At 43.2% G+C, this 21,457-nt stretch carries 8 protein-coding genes; 7 read left to right on the top strand and 1 reads right to left on the bottom strand.

Annotation, left to right across the window (positions count from 1 at the left end):
- Window positions 1-126 precede the first annotated feature (126 nt).
- Window positions 127-2,673: a CHAT domain-containing protein gene (locus AACX33_RS11190; protein WP_194000708.1), complete on the bottom strand. Its 2,547-nt coding sequence runs from the start codon at window positions 2,671-2,673 to the stop codon at window positions 127-129.
- A gap of 728 nt (window positions 2,674-3,401) precedes the next feature.
- Between AACX33_RS11190 and AACX33_RS11185 the strand changes: the two genes are divergently transcribed.
- The 7 genes from AACX33_RS11185 (at window position 3,402) to AACX33_RS11155 (ending at window position 21,406) form a co-directional block, all read left to right on the top strand.
- Window positions 3,402-5,108 carry a ShlB/FhaC/HecB family hemolysin secretion/activation protein gene (locus tag AACX33_RS11185; RefSeq protein WP_227788684.1) on the top strand — a complete coding sequence of 569 codons (1,707 nt, stop codon included), beginning with the start codon at window positions 3,402-3,404 and terminating at the stop codon, window positions 5,106-5,108.
- Between the two features lie 49 nt (window positions 5,109-5,157).
- Window positions 5,158-7,614 carry a two-partner secretion domain-containing protein gene (locus AACX33_RS11180; protein WP_194000706.1) on the top strand — a complete coding sequence of 819 codons (2,457 nt, stop codon included), beginning with the start codon at window positions 5,158-5,160 and terminating at the stop codon, window positions 7,612-7,614.
- Between the two features lie 173 nt (window positions 7,615-7,787).
- Window positions 7,788-10,124 carry a two-partner secretion domain-containing protein gene (locus AACX33_RS11175; RefSeq protein WP_194000704.1) on the top strand — a complete coding sequence of 779 codons (2,337 nt, stop codon included), beginning with the start codon at window positions 7,788-7,790 and terminating at the stop codon, window positions 10,122-10,124.
- A gap of 80 nt (window positions 10,125-10,204) precedes the next feature.
- Complete coding sequence (locus AACX33_RS11170) at window positions 10,205-12,661, top strand: two-partner secretion domain-containing protein (RefSeq protein WP_194000702.1); 2,457 nt, start codon at window positions 10,205-10,207, stop codon at window positions 12,659-12,661.
- 178 nt (window positions 12,662-12,839) lie between these two features.
- Window positions 12,840-15,467 carry a two-partner secretion domain-containing protein gene (locus tag AACX33_RS11165; protein WP_194000700.1) on the top strand — a complete coding sequence of 876 codons (2,628 nt, stop codon included), beginning with the start codon at window positions 12,840-12,842 and terminating at the stop codon, window positions 15,465-15,467.
- A gap of 74 nt (window positions 15,468-15,541) precedes the next feature.
- Window positions 15,542-18,280, top strand: a complete 2,739-nt coding sequence (locus tag AACX33_RS11160) for a beta strand repeat-containing protein (RefSeq protein ID WP_194000698.1) — start codon at window positions 15,542-15,544, stop codon at window positions 18,278-18,280.
- Between the two features lie 81 nt (window positions 18,281-18,361).
- Window positions 18,362-21,406, top strand: coding sequence for a two-partner secretion domain-containing protein (locus AACX33_RS11155; protein WP_194000696.1), 3,045 nt, complete (start codon window positions 18,362-18,364; stop codon window positions 21,404-21,406).
- Window positions 21,407-21,457 lie beyond the last annotated feature (51 nt).

Here is a 21,457-nt window from a genome sequence, read left to right as displayed (position 1 = left end):
TTGCATTGCTCTTAAAAACATCAAAATGTGTATATACCTGATTCGCATTATAACCAAGTCATGTCTGATTTAATGTAAAATTATGCGTTATTTTTGCAAGCATAAGTGGGTGTATTTACTTTTTATTTAAAGCCAATTCCCAACCAGAACAAAAGCCGACCAAAAGAAAGGATGATCAAAATCAGTTTGCCGAATTAAGTTGATTTGGGATTGCCGCAGGGCTTCGGCTTTAGTTATATGGGACTGTCGTAGTTGTTCATAGAAAAGCGTCATCAGCATTTTGGCTGCTCTATCTTTCACAGGCCAGAGAGTGGCAATAGTGGAACGCGCTCCGGATTTGACAGCCAACCCTGCTAGTCCCAGGACAGCGCGATCATCTCCACTTGCTGTATCACAAGCACTTAGGACTAATAATTCGATGACTTTGGATGAATCACCACTGCGATTTTTCAGGAGTTCAGACAACTCTTTGACATTTACTTGTCCATCCCATGTCAGTAAGAAGGTATCTTCAAGACGAGAGCTAAACTGTCCGTGGGTTGCCAAATGAATCACGTCAGCATGACTGGATTTGAGGCGATCAGCGAGGGCTTGACTTGTGAATTGCTGATTCAATAACAGCGAAGATGGTACTGTCTGGGAAATTTGCTTTACTTCTGATTCCACATCTGGTAAAGCACTAAAACCACCGCGGGATTGACTAATACCACCAATGATCGCCTGAATTTTTTTTTGCTTGAGTGATTGGGCGGCCATTAGTTGTAAACCTGGTGAAAGGGCGACAGCATATTTTTCAATCAGATATTGCTGGCCATCAAATAAAGCAGCTATGGGTATATTGCGTAATTTCCCATCTAAAACAAACACCAATGTTTGAGTATTTTGAAATGCTTGATCTTGTTCTGCTGGACGAATTAGCCAATCGTAAATTTGTTGGGACAATCGCACCCGATCTTGAGTATCGGAAACAGGGTTGAGCGCTATGAGAAAATTATCAATAGTTTGCTCAATTTCTGCTTGTGGTTTGGGTGTGAAATAATAACGCAGAGGTTGTCCAGTTTGAGAAAGAATCACTGCCAAGCGATCGCTCAGAATAATCGGATAAATCACTGTAGCTGTGGGGTCAACTTGATCAATTTGCTGCGCTTGGTCTAAACAAGCTTCGCGGAAAAAGTTATCCAATTCCGCAATTTGCAATGATTCAATTAATTCTCGTGCTTGCACCAATGCGGTTTGAGTTGGTTGTTCATCTAAAAGTAAACTCACCAATTCCCGATACACAGGCTCTACACTTTCGCGGAAAGAAAACTGCACATCGGGATTGACGGCTACCATATCCCCTCTTAGTGCTTTTAATGATTGCACCGCTTCTGTATAAGCTGCAATTGCTTCAGGACGTTTACCTTGCTGTTTATATAACTGTCCTACTTGCCATGCCGATTGAGCAATAATATCTTCAGATTGGAGTTGACGGGCAATATTCAGAGATTGTTGAGTTAATTCTCTGGCCTCTGACCACTGGTTTGTCCGGCGGTAGAGTTGTCCCCACTGATAAAGAGCATAAGCTTGAGCGGCTTGATCTTGAATTTGTTGTGCAGATTTGACCGTAGCTGCCATCAGTTGTGCTACATCTTGTCTGGGTATAACTTGCTCAGGATTTGTCAACCGATTCAAGGTAGCGACAAAATTAATTGCCGCATACAGGGAACTATGGCTAGGTGGTAATTCTAACAACTGTTGTTGTAGTTGAGGCGCTAGGGGAATGGCATATTCAATTTCGTCGTAATCCACCAATAATTTGAACTGAGCTAAACGCGCTTGTAGCGCTTCATTCGGGTTAGTGGCTGCGGTTTGTGCGTCTTCAAAATAATTTAATGCTGCTTTCGGATCTTGAAAATCAGAGGCAACTTTCCCTAGACTGGAAAGAATAGAACTTAACTGAGTTTTAGCGTCAATTTTCTGGGCTATGGCGAGACTTTGTGCTAGAACTGGCTCACTTTGTTGATCACCAATGGCGTGTAAAGCCAAACCCAGCGATCGCAATCCACTGACTTTAACTTCCGAATCAGGTAAATCACCCAGCTTTTGAGTCAGCATTTTCAACTGCTGTTTTGAGCGGCGATAAAATCCCAACCTTTGTAAAGCTTGCGCCTGATTGATTTGACTACCTAAACTTCCTGTTGTATCGCCGGCTTGCTCATAGTATTTTTGAGCTTGTTGCCAATTTTCCAGGGCAGTTTCTGCTTGACCAGTAAGTAGTTCTAAATTAGCTTTGGTATTCAGTATTTGCGCCCAGATAATTGCATCAGCAGCAGGTTGAGCCGTGGACACAATTTTCATGCTTTGCTCAAGAGATTGTCTCGCTGCTGGCCATTGATTGAGTTCTTGTTGGGCTATGGAAAGATAACTTAAACTCAGGGCTTCATTGTTGCGATCGCCTTGGATACGATACTGTTGTGCCGCGGTTTGCCAAGTTGTCACAGCCTCGGCAAAACGTCCTGCTTGGTAAAGGTTTCGTCCTTGTTCTAACTGATTAGTAGTCTGAGAAACAGAGACAACAGCAGGTGGGACTGGTGATGATGCTTTTACAGGTGTAATGATAAATGCTAAACACAGAGTAAAAATACTGATACTGACATATACCCAAGAATTTAGTTTGATTCGGAAAGCCATAATGACTATATAGAAGGTTTTAATAACGATTATTTACAACACAAATGTTTGTATAATCACTTATATTATATAGTACCCAAATGATTATGTAATTTATCAGCTAGTACAAGTCGGCGAAAATAAACAGACCATTCAAAATCCATGAAAAGCCCATATTATGAGCTTTTTGACTTTTGACTTTTGACTTTTGACTTCCGCCTTGCGGTACTAGTATGTTGTTTTTTATATTCAGTGGTTACCCTCTCAAAAACCATAAATCAGTATTATCTCTATTGATGATAGTTAAAAAATATGCAGACAATTAAGTTTGCCGTATTTATAAAGTTAAAAACCCAACAATACATCGTTAACAAAACAGACTTATCAATGTGATGTTTCTGAAGACGATGTAAGTAAGTCGTAGCGAAAATTTCAATGTATGTCATTGCGTATCGCTAAAGCGTTCGCGCCAGCGTGCCGGAGGCATTAAGCTACGCTTGACGCGGAGCGTGGCGTTAGCCATGTGTAACAACGTGGAACGTAGCAATCCCCAGAACCTTGGTGATTTTACATTCTGTTACATAGTTAGGTTGATTTGTGCCGACTTACCTAGACGATAAAGTAAGTATTAGCACCAATGCGGAAAAATTACTGTTTGCTAAGTAAGTCAATTAAGGAGAAGAGTGTTGGTGAAGCTAGTTGTTAATGAAAAAGCCATAAGCTCGGTAGTTGTTCAGTCAATATTCAACCTGTATCTGAAATGCGGTTTTTTTATAGTAGTAAGTTTATGCAACTATCATCAGGCGATCGCTCAAACTTCTAATCCACAAAATTTACCGCCTGGCCGCATAGAAGATATTCCTGTAACTCCCTTACCATCGGATGTACTACCACAACCAGCCAACGAAGAGCAATTACTTCCTCCCCCACAAATACCGGATTCAACTCTACTAGAAAGTGATCCTGATGCTAAATTTCTAGTGGAACGCATCGCAGTTGTGGGTAGTACAGTTTTCTCTCCAGAAGACTTTGCTGCGATTACAGATTCCTTTGTAAAACGAGAGATATCCTTTGCAGAACTGTTGCAAATTCAAGATGCGATCGCCAAACTCTACACTGATAACGGTTATGTAACTACTGGTGCTTTAATTCCACCACAGACAGTAGAAGCTGGGGTAATCACAATTCAGGTAGTAGAAGGTAGTTTGACAGAAATTCAAATTGTGGGCAATCGCCGGTTACGTAATCAATACATCCGCGATCGCATTTTACTTGGTGCTGGTAAACCCCTGAATTTACCGAAGTTACTGGAAAAGCTACAACTACTCCGCCTCGATCCGCGGATTCAAAATTTATCAGCTGAGTTGCAAATGGGTGTAGCGCCGGGAACCAATATCTTACGAGTTGAAGTTGAAGAAGCCGATACATTCTCCCTCACCACAACTTTAGATAATGGGCGATCGCCTAGTGTGGGTAGTTTTCGCCGGGGTGTAGAACTACGAGAAGCTAATTTATTAGGTTTAGGCGACACCCTGAATGTAGCCTACGCCAACACTGAAGGCAGTAACACAATTCATTTAGATTACGCCCTACCAATTAATGCTCAAAATGGTACTATCTGGTTTGGCTTAAACAGAGGATGGAATAACGTCATTGAAGAACCATTCAGTGTCTTAGATATTCAGTCAAATATCAAGTCTTATGAAATCGGCTATCGCCAACCACTCATCCAAAAACCTACCCAAGAAGTAGCAGTGGGGCTATCCTTTTCTCGTCAAGCCAGCCAAACTAAATTAGGTCTGGATGATATTGGTGGATTTGCTTTATCACCCGGTGCAGATGCAGACGGAAACACCAAAATTTCGGCTTTACGCTTGACTCAGGAATATACCCAACGCAATAATCAGCAAGTTTTCGCGGCGCGATCGCAATTTAGCTTAGGTGTAGATTGGTTTGATGCCAATATCAATCAAGATGCCCCAGATAGCCGCTTTTTTGCTTGGCGGGGACAAACTCAATGGGTGCGAAAGTTAGCACCGGAAACATTATTTTTAGCTAGAGGTGATTTTCAACTAGCAGCAACTTCCTTAGTCCCTTTAGAACAATTGGGTTTAGGTGGACAAGTAAGTGTCCGGGGCTATCGCCAGGATACATTATTAACAGATAATGGTGTGCTGCTTTCAGCAGAATTACGTCTGCCAGTTTTACGTGCTGCCAAGATTGGAGGCGTACTACAAGTAACACCATTCATTGATATCGGTAAAGGCTGGAATACCCAAGGCGAAAATCCATCCACAAGCACTTTGATTGGGACTGGCTTAGGTTTATTGTGGCAACAAGGTAATAACTTCTCAGCTAGGTTAGATTGGGGGATTCCCGTAATATCCGTAGAAGGTGACAGGCGATCGCTCCAAGAACAAGGCTTGTACTTCTCAATTCGATATTCGCCGTTTTGATACAGCCATCTTCGTCATGATTTAGACAATTTCACAAGCAAACTCAAAAATGAAAACAACCTTGACCAGCATATTGAGCAGTGGCATAGTTTTGGGTGTTGCACTCTTCTGGTGTAGTAATAGCAACGCCCAGATAACACCAGACGGTACTCTCAACACTACAGTATCTCCAAGTAATAATAACTTTACTATCCTCAACGGTACCCAGCAAGGAAATAACCTCTTTCATAGCTTCAGTCAATTCTCTATACCTACAGGTGGTTCTGCCTTATTCAACAATGCCATTGATGTGCAAAATATCTTCGCCCGTGTCACGGGTGATACTATCTCGAATATCGACGGTATGATCAGCGCCAAAGGTAGCGCCAATCTTTTCCTGTTGAATCCTGGGGGTATCCTGTTCGGGCCAAACGCTCAATTGAATATTGGCGGCTCGTTTGTTGGTACAACTGCCAATAGTATTCAGTTTGCTGATGGGGTAGAATTTAGTGCGATCGATACCACAGCAGCTCCCTTATTAAACATCAATGTCCCTGTTGGCTTGCAATTTGGTAGTAATCCCAGGCCTATTACCGTTCAAGGCGCAGGACATAATGCCCGATTAAGCGACTCAATACAAGTTTCCGGGCTAAATATCGCTACCAGAGGATTACAATTACAACCGGAAAAAACTCTAGCATTAGTGGGTGGGAATGTTGACTTGGATGGAGGTTTACTCTCCGCACCAGGAGGACAAATAGAACTAGGTAGCATCACTAGCGGAAACGTCCTTCTCAATTCTAGCCCTCAAGGATTTGCCCTTGTGTATCCCGATGCTGCAAGTTTTGGCAATATTCAGATTACTCAACGAGGTTTAGTATCAACACGCGATTTCAGTGAAGCAAGAGGAGGAAGCATTAAAATTCAGGGGAAACAGCTCAGCATCCGAGATGGTTCTTTGATATTAATCCAAAATCGTAGTAACCAAACTGCTGGTGATATCGTCATTAATACGACAGAGCTTTTCGATATCATTGGTAAATCTCCTGATTTTGATAGTTCTAGCAGTTTAGTTAATGAAACTGTATCCTCTGGTGCAGCGGGAAATATTGTGATTACTACCCCACGATTGAATATTGATCTGGGTGGGTATATTTTTAACCGTACTTTTAGTACAGGATCGGGTGGTAACATTGTAGTCAACACTGATGAAACACGAGTTAACGGTTTTGCATCTGGCGATCCTTCTGCTTTTCGTGCCGTCAGCCAAATATTAGCTTCTTCCTATGCGGATGGAAAGGGGGGAAATATTGCCATTTCCACTCAAAACTTATCTATTTCTGCTGGAGGCAATATAGCAGCAAGACCTTATGCTTTCGGCAATGGCGGTAATATAAATGTACAGGCAGATACAATTCAGGTAACGAGTGCCGGAACTCCACCTGGCAATTATTTTAGTCTTTTATCTACTGCCACATTCAGTGTTGGTAATGCAGGAAATTTGAACATTGATACTCGTAAGTTATCTGTTGAAGCTGGCGGTAGAGTTTCTGCTTCTAGCATAGTTTTAGGAAATGCAGGTTCAATAACCATCAATGCATCGGAACGAATTGATGTCAGTGGGAGCAAAGATGACGAAAATCCCAGCTATATTGGTAGCGCTGTTCGTCCTTTTGGCTTCTTTAGTCAAATTTCCCAAGCTAATTCCGGTAATACTACTATTAGTACGTCAATTATTAATATTACTGATGGTGCAGCAGTTTTTGTGGAGAACCTTGGCGCTGGGACGGCGGGAAATCTGCAAATTCGTGCCAATACCCTCAAACTCGACAAAAAAGGCAACATTTCGGCATCCACAAAAGCGGGAGAAGGAGGCAACATCGACCTCCAGCTACAGGATATATTACTAATGCGTAATGATAGTTTCATTAGTGCAGAAGCAGGTGGTAGTGGCAATGGTGGTGATATTACCATCAAATCTCCCATAGTTATAGGTTTAGCCAACAGTGATATTATTGCTAACGCCTTTGAGGGTAGCGGTGGTAACATTCAAATCACCACTCAAGGTTTGTTGGGATTAAAGTTTCAACAACAACTTACACCCGCAAGTGACATTACTGCCAGTTCTCAATTTGGCGTTAGTGGTACTGTTCAAGTCAATACTATTGGGGTTGATCCTAATTCTGGCTTAGTTGAACTACCAGCAAATGTGATTGATCCCTCGCAACAAATTGTCACAGGCTGTGCTGCAAATCAAGGCAGTAGTTTTGTCTTTACCGGAAGAGGTGGTGTATTGCAAAATCCTGTACAGCAGGTTTGGAGCGATCGCACTTGGTATGATCTACGTGATATCTCTACATTTCAGGAAAATAGACCAGTAGTAGTACAAACACCTCAATCATCAGATACCCTTGTTAAAGCTACATCTTGGCATCTTAACCAACAAGGCAAAATTGAGTTAGTTGCAACCCCATCCCCTACCTATACTCAGCAATCATTATCCTGCTCTGCCATTACTCAGCGTTAATTTAGGGACTTCCAAGGAATAAAATGCCCAATTAATTTGTAGAAGGATAATGGTGGGTTACGCTGCGCTAACCCACCCTACAATTTTTGGGGAATTTATTTATTGGTGTTGCCTGATGTTCATAAAAGTGTCATTAAGGGAACACTAATGTCAGAATAAAAGCCAACTGAATTATGAAATTACTCCCTGTTTGTTTGGGTTATGTGCTGTTGCCATTAGGCATCATCTTGCTGACTAAAAACTGTGCCTATGCTCAAATCACTTCAGATGGCAGTCTCAATACTACTGTGATTCAAAATGGCAATAACTTCACCGTCATTAATGGTAGTGCGGCAGGTAGTAATTTATTTCACGGTTTCGGGCAGTTTTCCCTTCCTACTGGCAATTCAGCTACCTTTGATTTAGTCAATACTCCCGATATTTCCAACATTTTTAGTCGAGTTACTGGTGGAAATATTTCTCAGATTGATGGCTTAATCAGGACTATAAATAACAGCAATCCTGTGAGTCTATTTCTGATGAATCCCAGCGGTATTGTCTTTGGCCCTAATGCCAGCCTAAATATTAGCGGATCATTTGTAGGTACGACTGCCCAGAGCATCAAATTTGCTGATGGGTTCCAGTTTAATGCTACCCAGTCGGTATCATCTCCCTTATTAACAATGAGTGTACCAGTGGGCTTACAGTTTGGGCAAAATTCAGGTGCAATCGCCCTGCAAAACTCCAATAATGGTATTCATCAAACTCCCATAGGCTTAGAAGTAGATGCAGGTAAAACCCTGGCTTTACTGGGAAATAATATTAATATCACCGGTGGTGTTCTCAGAACCGTCAATGGCTTGATTGAACTTGGTAGCGTCAATTCAGGAGAAGTTAATCTCACACCAGCACCCCAAGGATGGACATTTGATTATTCTCAGGTTGAAGAATTCAATCACATCAATTTGACTGAAAATGCACAAGTATTAGGCTTTGGTTTGGGAAATAGTACGATACAAATGCAAGGTAAAGATATCAACTTGCAAGCTTCAAACGTTTCCACTGTCAATCAAGGTGTTTTCTCCTTCGATCAAATTACGATTAATGCAGCCGGGAAACTCAATTTACAAGATGGAGGACGAATCACCACTCGAAACACCAGTACAGGGAAAGGTGGAAATATTGTAGTCAATGCGGTTGAATCTATCTCAGCTAGGGGATTTAAGCTTGCCAATCCTTCATTAGCCTCATCAATTTCTAGTTCATCTGCTGCGGGACAAGCGGGAAATGTGACTATTTCTACCCAAAAACTCACAATGACTGATGGTGCTAGTATTCTGTCAATTAGTCTGGGAATTGGCAATGGTGGCGATGTTCAGATTCAGGCCTCGGACTCTATAGATGTTGCCGGAATTAATCAAGTTACATTTCTCCCCACCACCATCACATCATCCACGGTAGGTATTGGCAATGCTGGCGATTTGAGCATCACCACAGGTAGATTAACAGTGCGAGATGGCAGTTTAGTCACCTCCTCAACTGGCTCTACGGCCAATGCGGGGAATGTCCGGATTGTAGCTTCAGAGTTGATTGAAGTCAGTGGTACATCACAAAATGGGATGCTGAGTAGCAATATCGGATCTAACGCCCTACGCCTCGATCCTATCACCCGTGCAGTTTACGAACTACCTGAATTTCCCAGTGGTAATGCCGGAGGAGTAATTTTGATGACACCTCAATTGCGCGTCCTGGATCGAGCTGACATTGGGGTGAAAAATGAAGGTACAGGTAATGCCGGTAATTTAGAGGTTGATACTGACTCAATTGTGCTGACAAATCGCGGGACAATTTCCGCAGCTACACAATCTGGAAACGGTGGTAATCTGCTGCTCAATGCTGAACAATTATTATTCATGCGCGATCGCAGCCAAATTTCTGTAGAAGCTCAATTAGCAGGTAATGGGGGCAATATTACACTCAACGCTCCCGTAATTGTGGGTTTAGAAAACAGTGATATTATCGGTAATGCAGTCCGGGGAAGCGGTGGTAACATCCAAATCACTACTCAAGGTTTGTTTGGCTTACAGTTTCGAGAACAACTCACACCGGAAAATGACATTACCGCCAGTTCTCAATTTGGAATTAGTGGCACTGTGCAAATCAATACTGTAGGTGTTGACCCCAATTCCGGTTTAGTCGAACTACCTGCCAATGTCAGCGACCCATCCCAAAAAATTGCTACAGGTTGTAGTGGTAGTGAAGGCAGTAGTTTTGTCGCCACTGGTAGAGGTGGTGTACCCCAAAATCCTAATCAACAAATTTGGAGCGATCGCACTTGGTCTGATATTCGTGATCTTTCTACATACCAGCAAACACAAGCTTTAAAAGCCCCAATACCAAAATCTCCCGAATCACTTGTCCAAGCTACATCTTGGCGACATAACACCCAAGGACAAGTTGAATTAATTGCCAATAAATCTTCGGCTCAAGTGCAACAACCATTAACCTGTGCTGCGGTGACTCAAAATTAAGTTTCATCTAGTTCATTGGAAGTGTTAGTAAAAAAATATTGTGGGCATCCTCAGTATATGTTGGTCATGGAGATAGGGTAATGAAAGTAACTTCTGTGTGCTGGGGTGTAGCCTGTGGGATCTTAGTCGGTGGAAATTTGCTACCTGCAATGGCTCAGGTAACATCTGACGCGACAACTAACACCATTGTCAACTCCAACGGCAATAATTTTGATATTCTTAATGGTATCAATCAAGGTAATAATTTATTTCACAGCTTTAGTAATTTTTCCATACCTACAGGTGGTTCGGTAACTTTCGATTTAACAAACACACCAAATACAACAACTATATTTAGTCGGGTTACAGGTGGAAATGTTTCTCATATTGATGGGTTGATTCATACCCTGAATAGTAATAATCCAGTAAGTTTGTTTTTGATGAATCCCAACGGAATTGTATTTGGGCAAAATGCCAGTTTGAATATTGGCGGCTCATTTGTAGCGACAACTGCAAACAGTATTAAGTTTGCCGATGGTACGGAATTTAGTGCAGTCAATCCTGCCAATACTCCCTTGCTGACTATGAGTGTACTTGTGGGTTTGCAGATGGGCAGTAATCCTGGTGCAATTACTATTAATAATACTGGGCATCGGTTAATTTCTGGTAGTCCCACAAGATTAGGTACAACTACCACGGGATTAAGTGTTTCTTCTAGTAAGATTCTGGCATTGGTAGGAGGAAACATCACTTTAGATGGTGGTATATTGCAGGCATCTTCTGGACAAATTGAACTTGGTAGTGCCAGTGCTGGCATGATTAATCTAGATCCTTCCATCTGGAAATTTGATTATGGAAATATCCATCAGTTTGGCAATATCCAGTTGTCCAAACAAGCTTTAGTTAATGTTAGTGGTAATCCAGCAGGCTCGATTCACTTTCAGGGTCAAAATATTAGCTTGACAGGTGGTTCTGGTGTCTTATCGATCAATCAGGACAATGAAAATAGTGGGGATATAGTCATTAATGCCAGCAAATTACTAGAGACACAGGGAATAGGAAATATCAGCTTGACCCAATCCTTTATACGTACCGAAAATACAGGTCTTGGCACAGGGGGGAGTCTAATTGTATCTGCACCACAAGTACAGGTTTTACAGGGGGGACTTTTTTCCTTAAGAAACTTTGGTGCAGGGACAGGGGGAAGTATTTCGATTATCGCCGATAATTCCCTGGAAATGGGGGGATTTTCGCCACTTAGTCCCATTTCTTTAAGTTTGTTGAATGCCAACACTTTTGGTTCTGGAAAAGCTGGTGATATTCAAATATCCACAGGGACTTTAAGGATTCGAGAGGGTGGCGGGATCATCACCTTCAGTCGTGGGATAGGAGCAGGTGGCAATAGCACTATTAACGCATCTCAATCAATTGAAGTGAGTGGAGAAAACCCATTCAATCTGAGTGGCAGTAATGTAGTAACGAGTGCATGGAAGGAAGGAAACGCAGGGCGATTAACTATCAATACGCCTAGACTGAGTGTGTATGATGGTGGGATTTTAGGGTCTTCTACCGCCGGAAGTGGTAATTCCGGTAATGTTGTACTCAATGTTTCTGAATTAATTGCAGTCAGGGGGGTGGGTGCTGCATCTGGTTTGCCCAGTAAAATTGTAGCTATTGCAGACATATTATCACCTGCCATACAACAACAGTTTGGGGTACAGTCTTTCCCCACAGGCTCTTCGGGTAAGTTAGTCGTCAATACTCGCCGTCTGGAGATTACAGATGGAGGGGTTGTTGGCGTTGAACACAAAGGAGTTGGCAATGCTGGCAACCTGGAAATCAAGGCAGATACCATTTTCCTTGCTCACGGCGGTAGTATTGCCGCAACTACTAAATCGGGGGAAGGTGGCAGTATTAATCTGCAAGCTAATACTTTAGTTATGCGTCATGGTAGTAATGTTACCGCAACCGCAGGTAACACAGGTAATGGTGGTAATATCACGATTAATTCCCCCATTATTCTCGGCTTAGAAAACAGTGATATTATTGCCAATGCCTTTCAAGGTAAAGGTGGAAATATTGACATTACAACTCAGGGGGTTTTGGGTTTAAAATTCCGTCCCCAAACCACTCCAGAAAATGACATTACTGCTAGTTCACAGTTTGGTGTGAGTGGTACAGTACAGGTGAATAATATTGGTGTTGATCCTAATTTGGGTTTAGTCGAATTACCCACCAATGTCATAGACCCATCCCAACAAATTGCTACAAGTTGTACTGGTAGTGAAGGCAGTAGCTTTGTCGCCATTGGTAGAGGTGGTATACCCCAAAATCCCAATCAACAAATTTGGAGCGATCGCACTTGGTCTGATATCCGTGATCTTTCTACATTCCAGCAAACACCAGCTTTAAAAGCCCAAATACCAAAATCGCCTGAATCACTTGTCCAAGCTACATCTTGGCGACGTAATACCCAAGGACAAGTTGAATTAATTACCGATCAATCTTCTGCTGAAGTGCAACAACCATTAACCTGTGCTACTGTGACTCACAATTAAGTTTCATACAGTTCATTGAAAGTGTTAGTAAGAAACAGGACTTACGCAAAATTATGAAGAAACGAACCACAAAGGACACAAAGGACACGAAGTTAAGAGGGTTTGAGAGAGCTATTGCGTAAGTCCTAAGAAAATATTGTGGGCATTCTCAGTATATGTTTGTCATGGAGATAGGGTAATGAAAGTAACTTCTGGGTGCTGGGGTGTAGCCTGTGGTATTTTAGTAGGTGGAAATTTGCTACCTGCAATGGCTCAGGTAACATCTGATGGTACAACTAACACCATTGTCAACTCCAACGGCAATAATTTTGATATTCTTAATGGTATCAATCAAGGTAATAATTTATTTCACAGCTTTAGTAATTTTTCCATACCTACAGGTGGTTCAGCAACTTTCGATTTAACAAACACACCAAATACGACAACTATATTTAGTCGCGTTACAGGTGAAAATATTTCTCATATTGATGGGTTAATTCGCACACTTCATGGTAGTAACCCAGTCAATTTGTTTTTGATGAATCCCAATGGAATTGTATTTGGGCAAAATGCCAGCTTAAATATTAGTGGCTCCTTTGTGGGGACGACAGCGAATAGTATTAAATTTGCCGATGGAATAGAATTTAGTGCTATAAATCCAACTGAAACACCGTTGTTGACCATGAGTGTACCTGTGGGTTTGCAGATGGGAAGTCATGGGGGAGTTTTGGCACAGCCCGCCGCACTCATCGAAGTCCAAGGTCCACCTGCCAACAATGTCTTCTTTCCGACACCGACATTATCAATCGGACCGAATCAAACCCTGGCACTGATTGGGGGACAAGTGGATATTAATAGTGCCAACATCTCTGCACCGGATAGCCGTGTGGAATTGTGGGCGATGCAAAATGGCACGGTGAATATACCCACATCTGGGAACTGGCAACTAGCGAGTTCATCTCTATCGCCAACCTGGGGCAACATTACCCTGAGTCAGTCTTCCTATATCAATACCAGTGGGGCTAATGGGGGTGCAATCAATATTCAGGGGCGTGGGTTAACCTTGCAAGATGGCTCACATATAGAATCGTCCACTGGTGCAAATGGGCAAGGACAGGGTATTACTGTCAAAACCACAGAATTTATAGATTTACTGGGTGTTTCTCATCCCGCGAATTATAACCCTCCTGGCTTGTTGACTAGTGTGACTGGCAGTGGCGCAACTGCTGGGAATATCACGGTTGAAACTCCACGATTGCGCCTTGCTAATAGTGCATGGATCAACACCTTCAACTTTGGTGCTAACTTTGTTACCTTCGCGCCGATCAACAATGCCACAACTGGCAACATCACGATTCGTGCCACAGATATAGAAATCGGTGGTGATGCACCATTTCCCAGTCCGTTTACAGGTACTTTTGTCTCAGCGGCAATTACAACGCTAGTTGTGGGAGGACAACAGAATGACACTGGTGCAATTACGGTGGAGGCTGAACGGATACGGCTATTGGATGGGGGGCGTATTAGCACCGATTTATTGGGCAATTCATTCTTCCCTACATCCACGACAGGCAAGGCGGGAAATATTACCATTAACGCCGGACAAATCGCTTTGGCAGGGGGTGGAACTATCTCCAGTGCGATCGCAGGAAGCCCAATCGCTGCGCTTGCGGGTAAAGGCACAGCTGGGAATATCACGATTCAAGCTACTAATATAGAAGTCAGTGATCCCATAGTTGATCCTTTTAGCAATGCCCCTAGTGGTATTACTGTAGCAATAGGGCAGAATTCCACAGGCCAGGGAGGCAATATTAGCCTGACAGCAGATAGTTTGCGCGTCTTCAACGGTGGACAAATTACCTCCTCCACAGATGGCATTGGTGCGGCAGGTAATGTCAACTTGCAAGTCAATAATATTACTGTAGAGGGTAATTCCCAACCCTTAACTGATGGTCGCATTCTCCCAAGTACCATTACGGCAGCTTCTACTACCACCTCTGATGCTGGTTCAGTTAATCTAGTGGCGAATCGGCTCAATGTTCTTGATCATGGGCAAATTTCCGTCAGTAATACAGGTGGTGGTAATGCAGGTAACTTGATTGTTAATGCTAACCTGATCAAACTGAAGGAAGGAAGTAGTCTACTTTCGGAAGTCTCCGCAGGCGATCGTGGTAATATTACTCTCAATACTGATGTTTTATTGATGCGTTATGGGAGTAAAATTAACACCAATGCCACTGATACAGCCACAGGCGGCAATATCAACATTTATGCCCCAATTATTCTTGGTTTAGAAAATAGCGATATTACTGCCAATGCGATTAAAGGGGCTGGTGGTAATATTGATATTCAAACTCAGGGTTTATTTGGAATCACATTCCGCGACCAACTCACCCCGGAAAGTGATATTACCGCCAGTTCTCAATTTGGCATTAGTGGTACTGTGCAAATCAATACTGTAGGCGTTGACCCTAACTCTGGTTTAGTCGAATTACCTGCCAATGTCAGCGACCCATCCCAACAAATTGCTACAGGTTGTGCTGATAATCAAGGTAGTAGCTTTGTCGCCATTGGTAGAGGTGGTATACCCCAAAATCCCAGTCAACAAGTTTGGAGCGATCGCACTTGGTCGGATGTCCGTGATCTTTCTACATACCGGACAACAGGCAACACCAAGGCTCAAATCCCGCAATCTTCAGCAACTCTCGTCCAGGCTACAGACTGGCATCGTAATCATCAAGGCCAAGTGGAGTTAATTGCAACCCACTCTTCTATAAAAGTACAATCGCCTTTGACCTGTTCTGCCATGCCGAATCATAAATCTTAAAGTCGATTGTACCTGTCCTGGTGATCATCTCTGGTGACTATTTTAAGAAAACTACTATCAAAGGAAATTGTGTAATGAAACTGCTTGCGGTGGGCTGGGATGTAGGCAATCGAATCTTAGCAAGTGTCATACTACTGCCATTAGGAATTTTCCTCGGCATCGACTTTGCCAATGCTCAAATTAACTCAGATGCCAGTCTCAATAGTACTGTCTCTCAAAATGGGAATCACTTCACAATTACCAATGGTAGTGCTTCAGGCAAGAATTTATTTCACAGTTTCAGTAATTTTTCTGTCCCTAGTGGTGGTTCAGCCACTTTTGATTTAATAAATACATCTAATATTTCTACTATATTTAATCGCGTGACGGCTGGGAATGTATCTCATATTGATGGGATGATACAGACGATCAATCACAATAACCCTGTCAGCTTGTTTTTAATCAATCCCACAGGAATCGTCTTTGGGGAAAATGCCAGCGTGAATGTCAGTGGTTCTTTTGTTGGTACAACTGCTGAGAGTGTAGTCTTTGCTGATGGATTCAAATTTAATGCCAGCGACACGACAACACCCCCACTATTAACCATGAGTACGCCTGTGGGATTGCAACTCGGAGCCAATGCGGGAGCAATTCGCACTCAAGGAACACCAGCATCTAACTTCTTTCTCCGCCCCTCGCAAACCTTCCAAGCGCAAACTTTAGCATTAGTGGGGAGTGAAATTAATATCAATCAAACTAGCCTTACCAATCCAGACGGCAGAGTGGAATTATGGGCATTAAAAAATGCGGAAGTGGGATTGCATCATCTAGACGGATGGCAATTTATTAGTCCGGTAACTGCTGACTGGGGCATGATTTCCCTCAGACAATCCTCACTCATCGATACTTCTGGCATTAATGGGGGAGCAATTAACATCCAGGGACGAGGTTTGACTATTCAGGAGGGTTCGGGAATTTCTTCTGCTACCACAGCCTGGGGAACAGGACAAGATATTACTGTCAAAACTACAGAATTTGTCGATTTGTTGGGTGTATCTAGCCCAGAAAATTACTCCACTCCGGGAATCTTCACCAGTGTATTTGGCACTGGCGCAAAGGCGGGAGACATTACCATTGAGACTGAAAGGCTACGAATTGCCAATGGCGCTTGGTTACAGTCCATCAACTATGGCTTTGCTTTTGACTTCTTGACTTTCACACCTACACCCATCACCGATGCTAGTACCGGCAATATTACAGTTCGTGCCAAAGATATAGAAGTGAGTGGTTACAATCCATTTGCCGATTCTTTTACTGGTATGGCTAATTTTCAGCCGAGTGCGATTACTACCTTGGTCACTGGTGGTGAAAGAAATAATAGCGGCAGCATCACTATTGAAGCCGATCGAGTTCGTTTACTGAATGGAGGGCGCATTAGTACCGATCTCGTTGGTTCCAGTTTTCCTGGTTTTGAGTTGATGACCACTGGTACATCTGGGGATATTTCTATTCAAGCTGCTGAAAGTCTGGAAATTCAAGGAGTGACACCAGGGGGAATGGTTAGTGCTGTGATTAGTGCCATTCAACCTTTTGCAGATGGTTCAGGCGGAAATATTACTATCAACACTGGAGGTTTGCAGTTATGGGAAGGTGGGACTGTATCTAGTGCTTTATCAGGTGCTGGCACAGCTGGCAATATAGATATTCACGCCCAAGATATACAAGTCAGCGACCCAGTGATTGATATTATTAGCCAAACAGTCAGCGGAATCACCGTTGCCGTCAGTGAAAATGCGGTTGGTTCAGGTGGAAATATTAATATTCGAGGCGATCGCTTGCGTGTGTTTAACGGCGGACAAATCACTTCATCTAGTTTGGGGCAAGGTGCAGCTGGCAGTGTGAATTTACAAGTTAACGATATAGACGTGCAAGGCATTTCGCCATCTTTATTTGATGGTCGTCAGCTACCCAGTACCATCACAGCCGCCTCAGATAATGCTTTTACTGCTCAGTCAGTTAATATCATTGCTGATAGTTTGCGTGTCCGCGATCAGGCAGAAATTAGCGTCAGCAATTCTGGTACAGGTAATGCAGGTAACTTAAATATTGTTGCTCATCATATCTTCCTTGACAATGCAGCCAGTCTCAAAGCAGAACTGAATGGCGGGGGTCGTGGCAATATCCGACTCCTAGCTAGTGATTTTCTCCTCCTCCGCAATGGCAGTAAAATTATTACCAATGCTGATGGTGCTTCTACAGGGGGAAACATTAATATCAATGCTGATTTGATTGTTGCTGTCCCCAAAGAAAACAGTGACATTTCCGCTAATGCTGTCGTGGGCAGCGGTGGTAACATTCAAATCACCACTCAAGGTTTGTTTGGCTTACAGTTTCGAGAACAACTCACACCGGAAAGCGACATTACCGCCAGTTCGGAATTTGGCATTAATGGTACTGTGCAAATCAATACTGTAGGCGTTGACCCCAATTCCGGTTTAGTCGAACTCCCTGCCAATGTCAGTGACCCATCCCAACAAATTGTTACAGGTTGTATGGGTAGTGAAGGCAGTAGATTTGTCGCCATAGGTAGAGGTGGTATACCCCAAAATCCCAATCAACAAGTTTGGAGCGATCGCACTTGGTCTGATATCCGTGATCTTTCTACATACCAGCAAACACAGGCTTTAAAAGCCCCAATACCAAAATCTCCAGAATCACTTGTCCAAGCTACATCTTGGCGACGTAACACCCAAGGACAAGTTGAATTAATGGCCAATAAATCTTCTGCTCAAGTGCAACAACCATTAACCTGTGCTGCGGTGACTCAAAATTAAGTTTCATACAGTTCATTGGAGGTGTTAGTAAAAAAAATATTGTGGGCATCCTCAGTATATGTTGGTCATAGAGATAGGGTAATGAAAGTAACTTCTGTGTGCTGGGGTGTAGCCTATGGTATTTTAGTAGGTGGAAATTTGCTACCTGCAATGGCTCAGGTGACATCTGACGCGACAACTAACACCATTGTCAACTCCAACGGCAATAATTTTGATATTCTTAATGGTATCAATCAAGGTAATAATTTATTTCACAGCTTTAGTAATTTTTCCATACCTACAGGTGGTTCGGCAACTTTCGATTTAACAAACACACCAAATACAACAACTATATTTAGTCGCGTTACAGGTGAAAATATTTCTCATATTGATGGGTTAATTCGCACACTTCATGGTAGTAACCCAGTCAGTTTGTTTTTGATGAATCCCAATGGAATTGTGTTTGGGCAAAATGCCAGCTTGAATATTAGTGGCTCGTTTGTGGGGACGACAGCGAATAGTATTAAGTTTGCCGATGGTATTCAGTTTGGGACAACCGATTCTACAATTCCACCGCTACTGACGATGAGTATCCCCATTGGCTTACAATTCGGGCAAGGTGCAGCCACCATCACTAACCGTGCTGATCTTTCTGCAAATCAGGGTTTAACCTTAGCCTCTAATGCAGTCCTGAGTACCGCTATGCTTACATCTCCCAATGGTGCAGTGCAGATTCAAGCCACCACTGGAGATGCTCAGTTACAAGCGATCGCTGCTCGCAGTGTGGACATCACCGCCCAAGGCAATGTCAACGTTGGCGCAATCAACACGAATAGCTCAATCGATAGCGGTGGACTGGTTAATATTCAAGCTGGTCGAGCAATAACCGTAAATGACACCATTAATACAGCTACTACTGCCGCCATCGGCAACGCTGGTAATGTCTCCTTATCCTCTGGTGGCGACCTCACCATTCAATCTATCAATGCTTCTGTCGGAGAGAGGTCTGGTAGCAACAACACCAATGGCAACGGTGGGGACATCAGTTTGCAAAGTAACGGTCATCTTCTCGTCCAAGACAGCGCGACTATTGAGACCCGCAATAGCCGGAATCAGGGTGTTGGGAATAGTGGTAGCGTTAACATTGTGACGCGATCGCTGAGTCAATACGGCACGGTCTTCACCGATACCAGAGGCCAAGGTAATGCGGGAAAAATTACGGTACAAGCTGCCGATCTGATTTTGATCGCAGGGAAAGAAGGAGGGACTCGTTCAGGATTTTCGGCAGTGGTGGATCGGGGCGCGATCGGTAACGCTAACAACATTCAAATCACGGCTGGGTCGTTGACGATGAAAGATGTGAGCCTGTTATCAACTAACACCTTTGGAATGGGAAATGCCGGTTATATTGACGTTCAGACAGACGATTTAATTTCCTTGTATGGACGTGTCAATATTTTCTCCAATGTGGAAAGCGGTGCGATCGGCAATAGTGCTGGAGTTAGTTTGAAAGCAGGCTCTCTTACCGCAGAATTTATTGACTTCACTAAAGTCCCCAACATTTTCTCATCTGTATTGGGTGAAGGTAACGGTGGCAACATCACCCTCAATGTACGTGACTCTATTTCTCTCAGTGGTGCTAGAATTCGCGCCCTCGTAGATGGAAATGGCAAAGGAGTGGGCGGCAATATTGATATTCGGGTGGGAAGTGCGCTCTATGCCAACAACAATACCCTGATTAATACCCGCGCCAGCACTTTTGGTAAAGCAGGAAATATCAATATTCAAGCCGACTCGATCACCTTAGACGGCGTACTACCCGCCGAAGGATTTCCCACAACGATAAATACTTCCACTCGCAGCGCCAATGCTGGCGGTCAGATCACACTGACGAGTCGAACATTTTCGCTCTTGAATGGTGCGCGTCTGGATACCAATACTTTAAATTCTGGAGATGCCGGCGATGTAACTATTCAAACCAGCGAATTTGTATTATTAGATAACGTAGAAAAGACCGATCCCGCCTTCTTTATCTCTGGACAACGCAATATTTCAGAGGGTCGTGTACCCAGTTTTATTCGCAGCGAAGTTCAGGGAGTTAACGCCACTGGTAATGGTGGCAATGTCCAAATTCAAACGCCTGTGTTAATTGTTAGCAACGGCGCTTACATTAGTTCTAGTTCCACTGGCCAAGGTAATGCAGGCAATATTGAGATTACCTCTGATGCTGTGACATTTGCGGGGGTTGGGCGATCGCCTCTCCTCAACAATGATCCAAACCCAAATTTTCCCAGTGGTGCGTTTAGCCTGGCGACAGCAAACGGTAATGGCGGGAATATCACCATTAAGTCCACTGATTCGGTTTCAATTAACGGTAATGCTCAATTGTCTGTGAGTAGTAGTGGGCAAGGGACTGCGGGAAACTTAGATATTCAGACCAACCAGTTGCAACTCAAGCAGAGCAGTTTGCAAGCAGAAGCGGTTGCAGGCAGCCAAGGCAATATTCTCATTCTCTCCGACCTGCTCTTGATGCTTCAAGGCAGCCAAATTACAGCCAACGCTAAGGAAGACGCGAATGGAGGCAACATCACAATTGATGCGCCGATCATTCTGGGCTGGGAAAATAGTGATATCGCGGCGAGTGCATTCAAAGGTAAAGGCGGTAATATCCAAATCACAACTGAGGGTATCTTCGGACTTCAGTTTCGTCCCCAAATCACAGAAAAAAGTGATATCACTGCGAGTTCTCAATTTGGTGTTAGCGGTACGGTTGATATTAATAATTTTGGCATTGACCCCAATTCCGGTTTAGTGGAATTACCTAAAAATGTTACTGATCCATCCCAACAAATTACTACAGGTTGTACTGATAATCAAGGTAGTAGTTTTGTCGCCACTGGTAGAGGTGGTATACCCCAAAATCCCAATCAACAAGTTTGGAGCGATCGCACTTGGTCTGATATTCGTGATCTTTCTACATACCAGCAAACACAGGCTTTAAAAGCCCCAATACCAAAATCTCCAGAATCACTTGTCCAAGCTACATCTTGGCGACGTAACACCCAAGGACAAGTTCAATTAATTACCGATAAATCTTCTGCTCAAGTGCAGCAACCATTAACCTGTGCTGCGGTGACTCAAAATTAAGTTTCATATAGTTCATTGGAAGTGTTAGTAAAAAAATATTGTGGGCATCCT

This window comes from Nodularia sp. LEGE 04288 (assembly GCF_963896525.1).
Taxonomy (GTDB): Bacteria; Cyanobacteriota; Cyanobacteriia; order Cyanobacteriales; family Nostocaceae; genus Nodularia.
The sequence above is the reverse complement of the archived record's forward strand: the minus strand, read 5'-3'. Positions and strand labels throughout refer to the sequence as shown.

Excerpts from the sequence above, each read along its gene's own strand:
- AACX33_RS11170 (WP_194000702.1), top strand. The coding sequence starts at position 10,205 with ATGAAAGTAACTTCTGTGTGCTGGGGTGTAGCCTGTGGGATCTTAGTC.
- AACX33_RS11160 (WP_194000698.1), top strand. The coding sequence starts at position 15,542 with ATGAAACTGCTTGCGGTGGGCTGGGATGTAGGCAATCGAATCTTAGCA.
- AACX33_RS11190 (WP_194000708.1), bottom strand. The coding sequence starts at position 2,673 with ATGGCTTTCCGAATCAAACTAAATTCTTGGGTATATGTCAGTATCAGT.
- AACX33_RS11180 (WP_194000706.1), top strand. The coding sequence starts at position 5,158 with ATGAAAACAACCTTGACCAGCATATTGAGCAGTGGCATAGTTTTGGGT.
- AACX33_RS11155 (WP_194000696.1), top strand. The coding sequence starts at position 18,362 with ATGAAAGTAACTTCTGTGTGCTGGGGTGTAGCCTATGGTATTTTAGTA.
- AACX33_RS11175 (WP_194000704.1), top strand. The coding sequence starts at position 7,788 with ATGAAATTACTCCCTGTTTGTTTGGGTTATGTGCTGTTGCCATTAGGC.
- AACX33_RS11165 (WP_194000700.1), top strand. The coding sequence starts at position 12,840 with ATGAAAGTAACTTCTGGGTGCTGGGGTGTAGCCTGTGGTATTTTAGTA.